The sequence below is a fragment of the Mycobacterium paragordonae genome (assembly GCF_003614435.1).
Classification (GTDB): Bacteria; Actinomycetota; Actinomycetes; order Mycobacteriales; family Mycobacteriaceae; genus Mycobacterium; species Mycobacterium paragordonae.
The window spans coordinates 3,220,404-3,230,020 of sequence record NZ_CP025546.1 but is presented as its reverse complement, the minus strand read 5'-3'; the positions used below and the strand labels follow the sequence as shown (position 1 = coordinate 3,230,020).

The 9,617-nt window shown below is 64.9% G+C and carries 9 protein-coding genes and 1 pseudogene; 6 read left to right on the top strand and 4 right to left on the bottom strand.

Annotation, left to right across the window (positions count from 1 at the left end; all coding sequences use genetic code 11):
- Window positions 1-8: 8 nt before the first annotated feature.
- Window positions 9-233 carry an MbtH family protein gene (locus C0J29_RS14815; RefSeq protein ID WP_065049403.1) on the bottom strand — a complete coding sequence of 75 codons (225 nt, stop codon included), beginning with the start codon at window positions 231-233 and terminating at the stop codon, window positions 9-11.
- Window positions 234-663: 430 nt separating this feature from the next.
- Between C0J29_RS14815 and C0J29_RS14810 the strand changes: the two genes are divergently transcribed.
- The 3 genes from C0J29_RS14810 (at window position 664) to C0J29_RS14800 (ending at window position 4,108) form a co-directional block, all read left to right on the top strand.
- A complete protein-coding gene (locus tag C0J29_RS14810) occupies window positions 664-1,680 on the top strand; it encodes a TIGR03617 family F420-dependent LLM class oxidoreductase (RefSeq protein WP_120792787.1) in 1,017 nt (338 codons plus the stop codon).
- Between the two features lie 100 nt (window positions 1,681-1,780).
- Window positions 1,781-3,337: a succinic semialdehyde dehydrogenase gene (locus C0J29_RS14805; RefSeq protein ID WP_120792786.1), complete on the top strand. Its 1,557-nt coding sequence runs from the start codon at window positions 1,781-1,783 to the stop codon at window positions 3,335-3,337.
- An 81-nt stretch (window positions 3,338-3,418) separates the two neighbouring features.
- The gene (locus tag C0J29_RS14800; protein ID WP_065164465.1) at window positions 3,419-4,108 is read left to right on the top strand and encodes a VldE C-terminal domain-containing protein; all 690 of its coding nucleotides are present in this window, start codon (window positions 3,419-3,421) and stop codon (window positions 4,106-4,108) included.
- A gap of 17 nt (window positions 4,109-4,125) precedes the next feature.
- On the opposite strand, the gene C0J29_RS34775 is transcribed toward C0J29_RS14800, so the two are convergent.
- On the bottom strand, window positions 4,126-6,126 hold the full coding sequence (locus tag C0J29_RS34775) for a cellulose binding domain-containing protein (RefSeq protein ID WP_065164466.1): 2,001 nt from the start codon (window positions 6,124-6,126) through the stop codon (window positions 4,126-4,128).
- 436 nt (window positions 6,127-6,562) lie between these two features.
- On the opposite strand from C0J29_RS34775, the gene C0J29_RS14775 reads away from it, so the two are divergent.
- Both C0J29_RS14775 and C0J29_RS14770 read left to right on the top strand, forming a co-directional pair.
- Complete coding sequence (locus tag C0J29_RS14775) at window positions 6,563-6,997, top strand: DUF4383 domain-containing protein (RefSeq protein ID WP_065164467.1); 435 nt, start codon at window positions 6,563-6,565, stop codon at window positions 6,995-6,997.
- A gap of 37 nt (window positions 6,998-7,034) precedes the next feature.
- The gene (locus C0J29_RS14770) at window positions 7,035-7,952 is read left to right on the top strand and encodes an SGNH/GDSL hydrolase family protein (protein WP_082994334.1); all 918 of its coding nucleotides are present in this window, start codon (window positions 7,035-7,037) and stop codon (window positions 7,950-7,952) included.
- On the opposite strand, the gene C0J29_RS14765 is transcribed toward C0J29_RS14770, so the two are convergent.
- Both C0J29_RS14765 and C0J29_RS14760 read right to left on the bottom strand, forming a co-directional pair.
- Window positions 7,915-8,484 carry a dihydrofolate reductase family protein gene (locus tag C0J29_RS14765; RefSeq protein ID WP_065164468.1) on the bottom strand — a complete coding sequence of 190 codons (570 nt, stop codon included), beginning with the start codon at window positions 8,482-8,484 and terminating at the stop codon, window positions 7,915-7,917. The genes C0J29_RS14770 and C0J29_RS14765 overlap by 38 nt on opposite strands.
- A 30-nt stretch (window positions 8,485-8,514) precedes the next feature.
- Window positions 8,515-9,306 (bottom strand): ParA family protein, encoded by a 792-nt coding sequence (locus C0J29_RS14760; RefSeq protein ID WP_065049389.1) that lies wholly within the window; start codon window positions 9,304-9,306, stop codon window positions 8,515-8,517.
- A gap of 46 nt (window positions 9,307-9,352) precedes the next feature.
- On the opposite strand from C0J29_RS14760, the pseudogene C0J29_RS34770 reads away from it, so the two are divergent.
- Window positions 9,353-9,486: pseudogene (locus C0J29_RS34770) on the top strand (gamma-glutamyl-gamma-aminobutyrate hydrolase family protein); the annotation flags it as partial.
- Window positions 9,487-9,617 lie beyond the last annotated feature (131 nt).

Sequence of the window (9,617 nt, the reverse complement as noted above, 5' to 3'; positions counted from 1 at the left end):
CTGGCGAGTCAGCGGCCCGCGTCCTGCGCCAACCTTTCGCGCAAGCTCTTGGGTCGTATGTCGGGCCAGTTCTGCTCGATGTAGTCCAGGCATGCGGACCGGTCGGACAGGCCGTACACCACCCGCCAGCCGGCCGGCACGTCGGCGAATTCCGGCCAAAGGCTGTGCTGCTCCTCGTCGTTGACGAGTACGAAGAAGCGACCATTGTCGTCGTCGAACGGGTTGGCACTCACTCGTACTCCTAACCACCGAGCGGGTATACATCAAGGGCAGAACCGACAGCGACGTCAACATAGCACCAGCAACCTTCGATTCGGGGCCAGACGGGACTGCGATATTCAGCCCGGGCCGGCCCGCTTTCCGGGTGCTCCATCGGCGTCCACCTCCGTGTACTCGGGACCGGGCTTGTTCCGGTCCATTGCGCGTCCGCCGTTCCGCTACCGATCCCAAGATCGCCCCCGCAACCGTAGAACACCACTTACGATGCGCCACAACGCTTGCCACAAGTTCGTGAACTTCTTGCGGAATTCTTGCGCCGAATTTTGCTGACGATCAGCCGTATTCGGGTGTCGTCGGCATCGGTCGAGTGGAGTGCGCCCGAAAACCGGGCCGGGTCGGCAGTGTTGGTGCGGGCGCCGGACATTCGGAGGTAGCGTTCCATCCGTGCACGTCGACGCAATGACTATCCCGCAACCGCTAACGCAGATCGGTGACACCGCCAGACGCACCCAGGAGGCCGGCTTCTCCGGCCTTCTGTTCACCGAAACCGGCCGTACCGCCTACCTGAACGCCGCCGTGGCGTCCCAGGCGGCGCCCGGCCTGCAGCTGTCGACCGGCGTCGCAGTCGCTTTTCCGCGCAGCCCGTTCGTCACCGCGGCCACGGCATGGGAACTGCAGGAGGCGACCAACGGCAACTTCCGCCTCGGTCTCGGCACCCAGGTCCGCACCCACGTGGTGCGGCGCTACGGGATGGCGTTCGAACGTCCCGGCCCCCGGCTGCGTGACTACGTACGGGCCGTCAAGGCGTGCTTCAGCGCGTTTCGGACCGGAAAACTCGATCACCACGGCGAGTTCTACGACCTCGATTTCATCACTCCACAGTGGAGCGCCGGCCCCATCGACGCACCGGATCCCAAGGTCGACATCGCCGCGGTCAACCCCTGGATGCTGCGCATGGCGGGAGAGGTCGCCGACGGCGTGCACGTCCATCCGCTCGGCGAGCCCGGCTACCTCGCGCGGCACGTGGCGCCGAACGTCGCCGCCGGGGCCGCAAAGTCGGGCCGCGACACCTCTGACATCGCGGTGATCGTGCCGGTCATGACGATCGTCGGTGACACCGACGAGGAGCGGCACAACGAGCGTGAACTGGTGCGAGCCAGTCTCAGCTTCTACGCCAGCACGCCCAACTACGCCTTCATCCTTGACGAAGCCGGGTTCGACGGCACCACGGCGCGGATCCGGGAGAAACAGAAAGCCGGCGACTTCAAAGGGATGGCAGCTCAGATCACGGATGATCACATCGCGGTGTTCGCCACCGAGGCCACCTGGGACGGACTGGCGGAGGCGCTCGTCGCCAAGTACGAAGGGACGGCCACTCGCATCGTTCTGTACAACGCCCTGAGTGATCCGGCCCGGTTCGAACGATACGGAGAGATCGCGCAACGGATTTCGACTCGTTGACATTTCTGCGCATGTCAGCGCTCAGCAGCGCGGCAAGGCCACCTTGTCCAGCCCGATAGGCTGAGGTCACAGATACCCCGCGTCCTCGAGAGGTAGCGATATGCCTGCACCGTCAGCCGAGGTCTTCGACCGCTTGCGCCGGCTTGCCGCGATCAAGGACATCGACGAACGTCCGACCAAGACGATCAACGAAGTCTTCACCGGCAAGCCACTGACCTCCATCCCGGTCGGTACTGCCGACGATGTCGCTGCCGCGTTCGCCCAGGCACGGGCGGCGCAGGTCGAATGGGCCAGGCGCCCGGTCGCCGAGCGCATCGAGATCATCCGCCGCTATCGGGACCTGGTGATCGAGAACCGCGAATTCCTGATGGACCTGCTGCAGGCCGAAGCTGGCAAAGCGCGATGGGCGGCGCAGGAGGAAATCGTCGACCTGATGGCGAACGCGAACTACTACGTGCGCGTCACCGCCAAACTGCTCAAGCCGCAGAAGGTGCAGGCGCTACTGCCGGGGATCGGCAAGACCACGGTCGGCTATCAGCCCAAGGGTGTGGTCGGGGTGATCTCGCCGTGGAACTACCCGATGACGCTCACCGCATCGGACTCCGTGCCCGCGCTGCTCGCCGGCAATGCGGTGGTGCTCAAGCCGGACAGCCAGACCCCGTACTGCGCGCTGGCCTGCGCCGAACTGCTGTACCAGGCTGGCCTGCCGCGAGCGCTGTACGCGATCGTGCCCGGGCCGGGCTCGGTGGTCGGTACCGCGATCACGGACAACTGCGACTACCTGATGTTCACCGGATCCACTCAGACCGGCAGCCACCTCGCCGAGCAGGCCGGCCGCCGCCTGATCGGTTTCTCCGCCGAACTCGGCGGCAAGAACGCCATGATCGTCACCCGCGGCGCAAATCTGGACAAGGCGGCGAAGGCGGCCACCCGGGCGTGTTTCTCCAACGCCGGCCAGCTCTGTATCTCCATCGAACGTATCTATGTCGAGAAGGACATCGCCGACGAGTTCACCCGCAAGTTCGGCGACGCGGTGCGCAACATGAAACTCGGCACCGGCTACGACTTCTCGGTCGACATGGGCAGTTTGATCTCCGAAGGCCAGCTCGAGACCGTGACCGAGCACGTCAACGACGCCACCTCCAAGGGCGCCAAGGTGATCGCGGGCGGCAAGGCCCGGCCCGATATCGGTCCCCTGTTCTACGAGCCGACCGTTCTGGCCGACGTGACGCCGGAGATGGAATGCGCGGCCAACGAGACGTTCGGCCCGCTGGTCTCGATCTACCCGGTGGCCGACGTCGATGAAGCCGTGGAGAAGGCCAACGACACCGAGTACGGCCTGAACGCGAGCGTCTGGGCGCGCACACCGGCCGAAGGCCAGCAGATCGCCGCCCGTTTGCGTTCGGGAACGGTGAACGTCGACGAGGGTTACGCATTCGCCTGGGGCAGCCTCAGCGCGCCGATGGGCGGGATGGGCCAGTCGGGTGTCGGCCGGCGCCACGGTCCCGAGGGTCTGTTGAAGTACACCGAATCGCAGACGATCGCGACTGCGCGGGTGTTCAATCTCGACCCGCCGTTCGGCCTGCCGTCGGCCCTCTGGCAGAAGTCCCTGTTACCCATCGTGCGCACCGTGATGAAGCTGCCGGGACGAAACTGATCCGGGCGAACTGCCTGAGAAAACGCCGACAACCCGGCGAAGAGTGCCACACAGGCCCCATACGACACTAGAGTGCTGTAGGTGGGCAAAGACGCCGAAGCGAAAGGCTGGGGCCGCTGGTTGGCAATCGCGGCCTCACTGGCGCTCGCCGGCGGGATGATCTACGCCCAGGACACCAAGCAGAACACCCCCTGCTGCGCTGACAGCCCCCTGGTCGCGGCGCCGCCGCAAAGTCAATCGCCGTCGCCGTCGCCGTCGGTCGCCGCGCCGCAGACCGCCAGTGCTGCGGAGGCGGCGATGCTGGCCGGCAACGCTCCCATGGCGGCCCAGGACTTTCAGATGGCGCTACCCGCGGGGATTGCCCCGGAGGGCGGCCTGCAGGTAAAGACCATCTGGGCGGCCCGGGTCATCGAGTTGCTGTTCCCGGAGATCAAGACCATCGGCGGGTTCCGTCAGGACGCCTTGCGCTGGCACCCCAGTGGTCTGGCGATCGACGTGATGATTCCCAACCATGACAGCCCTGAGGGCATCGCGCTCGGCAACCAGATCGCCGGGCTGGCCCTGGCCAACGCCAAACGCTGGGGAATCGACCACGTGATCTGGCGGCAGAAGATCTACCTCGGCCCCGCCTCGGGAAGCTGGACCGCCGACCTGGGCAATGAAACGGCCAACCACTACGACCACGTCCACATCGCCACCAACGGCGGTGGCTACCCGACCGGCCGCGAAACGTACTTCATCGGATCGATGACTCCCGCTCCGTCCAACTGAGACTGTTCGCGCACAACTCAGACTCCGTTGACGAGTGCGGAGAATCCACTCACCCCCGCGCCCACGCTTCCGCTCCACGGCTCATAACCCGCCTGAATGCTGGTTAGGTACCACGAATTGGTCACCGGCTCAACGGTTTCCGTGTGGTTGATAAATCCCATCACGTCGAAATTGTTCCAGCTGGTGATCGGCGAGTTGGCGACGTAGGACACCACGTTGTTCTGCCCGTTGCTGCCCTTCCACACCGCGAAGTTCTGCCCGTCAATGGTGGCGTTGCCGATCACCGAACCGACTGGCTGGATGGGACCGGTGTGGTTGAACCAGATCATCACTTCCTGCTGGTTGACGCCCGTCGTGATGGGAGTGGGATTGAGCCAGATGTCGTAGGACGCGTCGTAGATTCCGCTGGTCGGGTACGTGTAAGTGACGCTGCTGGTTGCCGTTTGGATCTTGCTCAATTGGATCGGCAGGTTGGTACCGGGCGAACTGGTGCCGTAGTGCACGCCGTCGAAGATCGACGGGTATCCCAGCGGAGCGCCGTTGGTGGGCGCGGAGCCGTTTTCGGTGGTGATGGTGAAACCGTTATCGGTCACAGTGATCGCCTGTCCACCGCCGTTGTTCCACGCGTTGTTCTGAACGACGTAGGCGTTGCCGATCGTCTTGGTGCCGTATTGATCCGAAATGACGGTGCCGCCGGTCGGTATGGTCGGGGGCGTAGTGGTCGGCGGCGTAGTGGTCGGCGGCGTGGTGACCGGGGGCGTGGTGGTCGGCGGCGTGGTCGTGCCGCCGGTGACGGGCTGGCCGTTCACCAACAGGTTGGTGGGCGCCGCATAGGAGCCGGTCTGCGAAGCCTGGAAGCCGACATTGACGGTGCTGCCCGGCGCGATCGAGCCGTTGTAGCTCGCCGGGGTCACCGTGTAGTGCGAACCCGTGTGCGTCACCTGTCCGTTCCACAGATTGGTGACGGATTCGTTTGCGGGAAGATCGAATTGGAGATTCCAGTTGCTCAACGGCGTGGTGCTCGAGTTCGTGATCGCGTAGTTCCCGTTGAATCCGCTGTTCCATTGCGAGGTCGCGGTGTAAGCGGCCGTCAGCCCGCCGGTGCCGGCCGGCGGCGTCGTGACGGGCGGAGTGGTCACCGGGGGTGTCGTGACCGGCGGAGTGGTTACCGGTGGCGTGGTCACCGGCGGGTTCGTCACCGGTGGAGTGGTGACCGGCGGGGTCTGACCGCCGATGACCGGCTGCCCGCCGATCGTCACGTTCGTCGGCGGCGCGTAGGAGCCGGACTGGGCGCCCTGGAAGCCCACAGTGACCGAGTTACCGGGCGCGATCGTGGCGTTGTAGCTCTGCGGGGTGACGGTGTACTGGGTCCCGGACTGGGTCACGTGTCCGTTCCACAGGTTCGCCACGGATTCGCCTGCGGGCAAATTGAATTGGAGCTGCCAGTTGGTCAGGGGTGCGGTTCCGGTGTTGGTGATCGTGTAGTTCGCGACGAATCCACTGTTCCACTGCGAAGTCGTGGCATACGAAGCCGATATGCCGGTACCGCTCGCGCTCCCGGCGGGGGTCGTCGCGCTGGACGTCGCTGCGGCTGTCTGAGTGGTGGTGCTCGCCGTACCGGTCTTGCCGGTGGTCGTACCGGTGGCCTCGGCGCTGGCGGCACCCTCCTGACCGCCGCTGCCGCCGGGCAGCTGGACTCCCAGCAGCCGCTCCGCGACACCCCGCAACAGTGCTCCGTTGGCCAGCTCGGACGCTGCATACCGCTGCGCACCGACCGACAGGGCAGTCATGAACTGTGACTGGTAGGCCGCCACCCGCGCACTGAGCGACTGATAGTCCAGCGCGTGTCCGCCGAACAGCGAAGCGACGGCCGCCGATATCTCATCGGCGCCGGCTGCCAGAATCTTGGTGGTGGGACCGACTGCCGCGGCGTTCGCGGCGTTGAGCGCCGAGCCGATCCCGGCGATATCGGTTACCGCGGCAGCGAGCGCCTCCGGGGTGGCTATCAGATATGACATGCACAATCCTCCGATCGATCACGTTCTTATTACGACCACATAACTTTCTTATTTCGACCACAGGTGGCGGCTTATAACAGTTTCATCACGGGGCATGACGGTGCCACAGATTTCGGGCACTTTCAACAGCACACGGCGATTGATCCAAATACGCAGTAGTGCAGGGCCTCCGACAATTCGCAAAGCGTTGATCACCCGTTATACAAATTGGGGCGGTTGTCCAATCTGCTACATCGTCGGTTTCCGGGAAACAGAATGCGATTCTAGGACAGCCGTACGACTATTCACTCTTGCGAATTCTTCGCGTTATTCACGGGATGCTGGATTTGACAGTGCGGGTAGCTGGCGAGTCAGCCATTTCGCGGGACCACGCTGGCGCCATCTCTACTACATCACGTAGTATTCGGTCATCCGGCTGAGCACGAGGAGGTGCAACGTGCGGTGGAATTTTGCCCAGATCGGACTGCTGATCATCTGCGCTCTACACGTCGTCCAGGCGGTAATCGGTTTCATCCTGGAACCCAGTTTTGCGACGGGTCCCGATGCCCCGACCGTCCAACTGCTCGGCATGGATTACAACGGCTGGCACGCCGTCGCCGGCTTGGCGCTGTTCGGTCCCGGGCTGGTGTTCTCCGCCCGCAAGTCGTGGGCGGTGCTCTATCTCATCCTCGCCGCGATTGCCGTTGCGGCGCCGGGCATTTGGGCCTTTTTCTCCCATCAGGTCGCGTATGTGTTCACCTTTCCGAACAACATCACCGATGCGGTGGTGCACCTGGTGACCTCGGCGGTGATGGTTGCGGTGGCAGCCGTCCAGATTCACCTGGACGGCGGATTCAGGAATTCGCTGCGCGATCTGCGCAAACCGGCGTGAGACCGCCGCCCAGACGCTTTCGCTACCCTGGCGTGAAATGGCGCGTTTTACTCGGTGGCGGTGGGGACTGACTGGTGGCGTCGCCGCCGTGCTCGCCGCGGGCGCAGTCTGCGCGATACCGTCGTCCACCGGCCTCGAACCCGCCGTCAGAGGCGTGAAAAGGTACGTGGCGCTGGGCGACTCGGCGGCAGCGGCGCCACTGGTGCCCGACGCGGCTGACCCGCCCGGCTGCTTCAAATCAACCAACGACTATCCCGCGGTGTTGGCACGCCGCATCGGCGCCGCCAATTTCGTCGACGTCAGCTGCAGCGGCGCCACCGCTGCCGATATCGCCGACCGGGAACAATCGACCAGCGGTGGAGTTGTACCGCGACAGATCGACGCGGTCACTGCCGATACCGACTTGATCACCATCACGATCGGCGGCAACGATGTCGGCCTGGCGAGCAGCGCGGCACAGTGCCGCAGAAATTCTCTCGCGCAGCCGCCCTGCTTCGCGGACTTCGTCCCACGCGGCACCGACCGGTTCAGCGTCTCGATCAGCAGACAGATACCGTTGTGGGAAGCCATGATTGGCGCCGTCCGGGCCAAAGCCCCGCGGGCACGCATCGTGCTGGTCGGTTATGCGACCTACATCCGGCCCGGGGGATGCTTCGGAGAGCAGCCGATCAACCCCGCGGATGCCGACTACTTCCAGGCCAAAGTCGACGAGATCGACGATCAGCAGCGCGCACTGGCCACCAGGTTGAAGGTCGATTTCTTCGATACCCGACCGGTGTCGGTGGGACACGACATGTGCGCCGCCCCCGGAGAAAGGTATATCGAGGGATTCGAGCTGTCACATCTCGCGGCGCCCTTGCACCCCAACGCGTTAGGAGCTGGGGCGGTCGGTAGCGCGCTGGCCGGCGAACTGAATCTCAGCGATCAGACGGCGACTTCGGGGCGGTCCAGCTAGCCAGCGTGACGCCGCCGGGAAACGTCCTGGGTGCGGCCGCGGGAACGAAGCCGGAAACGGTTGTGCCGTCCGGAAAGAGCCGCCGCCCGCCGCCTTGGACATGCGGGTAGATGAACAGCCGATATTCATCGACCAGGCCCGCGGCGATCAGGGTGTGGCACAGCGTGATGCTGCCAGTGGCGACGATATCGCCGCCAGGTGCCGTCTTGAGCATCCCGACCTGTTCCACGGGATCACCCGACAGGATCGTCGAGTTGCTCCACTGCGGGTCGGTGATCGTGGCGGACACGACGTACTTGGCGACGCCGTTGATGTAGTCGGCGACGCCGGTGGGATCGTCGGTCTGATACGGCCAGTAACTGCGGAAGTCCTGGAACGTTTGCCTGCCCAGCAGCAGGGCGTCCGCGGTTTCATCCTGACGGCGTAGTTCAGCCGCCAGTTCGTCGTCGTGTGCCTCCGGATTGAACCAGTCTCCCAGCATCTCGATCGAACCGTCGAGGGTGATGTTCTGCGTGATGATCAGTGAGCGCATACCTCTACCGACCCGGCGGAGAGGCCAGACTCATCGCCGACCCAGCAGGTCTTCCTCCAGGAATCGGCGGAAGACGGGCGCCAAGTGGCGCGCCACCACCTCGTGGCGGTCCCCGAGCCGATCTCCCAGCTGAAACACCTCGTTGATGATGGCGCGCCGGGGAACTTCTGCGCGTACCTCGTCGCCGAACTCCTTGTACACCGTTTCGCGGATCGACTGCTCGATACCGTTGCGGCTGTCGAAGCCGGACAGCACGACACCGCACCACTTGAGGGGATGAATGCGCTGAATGCGCTCGACCCTGTTGCGCGCCTCGATGGCTTTGCGCACCGCGTCGCCGGTCGGCGCGATCGGCGCATAAGCCACATCGGCCAAGTGCATGGCGAGCGCCTCGAGCGAGCCGGTGCGGCCCCCGGTGTCGATCAGAACGAGTTCGTAGCGGTCGAAGACGCCGGCCGCGGTGAAAATGCCGCGCAGCAGCCCGGTATCCGAGACGCCGACCCCGGCGACCCGGGTCAAGGATGCGCCGGCGGGTAGCAGTTCGACGTGCGGCCACTTGGTATCGATGATCTCCTCGTCGACCCGCTTGGCGGCGGTGCCGGGATCACCCCAGAAATTGATGCCGGCGTCCTCCAACACCGAGCCCAGCCCGGTCGAGTGCTGCGACACCCCGAAGTGGTTGGACAGGTTCCGCTCCGGGTCCGCGTCGACCAGCAACGTGGAGATACCGAGCCGCGACGCCTCCCCCGCCAACATCATCTGCCACAGTGTCTTGGCTGTTCCGCCCTTGCCCGAGAGCACCACGGCCGATACGGCTGCCAACTATCTCGCCTCGCCTTCCGTTCACCCTCTCGGACATCGGACCACCTCCAATGGTGGCGACCCGCAGCGCCCGGCTACGCCGCGCTTGCGATCGCCACGCCCAGCACTGGTGGCGACCCGCAGCGCCCGGCTACGCCGCGCTTGCGATCGCCACGCCCTGCACTAGTGGCGCTGACGGCCGGCCGCGGCCGGCGCTCCGCAAGCATAGCCACGCGTGGACGGGGTTGCGGTGGCGAGGAAGTGCTCCGTCCAGGCAAGAAGGCCGGCGGCCCGCCGCTCGGGCGGCAACGGCCGGTTTGGTTTTGACTGGC

What these genes read in the sequence shown, in the direction of transcription:
- C0J29_RS14805 (WP_120792786.1), top strand. Translation starts at nt 1,781, where the DNA reads ATGCCTGCACCGTCAGCCGAGGTCTTCGACCGCTTGCGCCGGCTTGCC.
- C0J29_RS34775 (WP_065164466.1), bottom strand. Translation starts at nt 6,126, where the DNA reads ATGTCATATCTGATAGCCACCCCGGAGGCGCTCGCTGCCGCGGTAACC.
- C0J29_RS14770 (WP_082994334.1), top strand. Translation starts at nt 7,035, where the DNA reads ATGGCGCGTTTTACTCGGTGGCGGTGGGGACTGACTGGTGGCGTCGCC.
- C0J29_RS14765 (WP_065164468.1), bottom strand. Translation starts at nt 8,484, where the DNA reads ATGCGCTCACTGATCATCACGCAGAACATCACCCTCGACGGTTCGATC.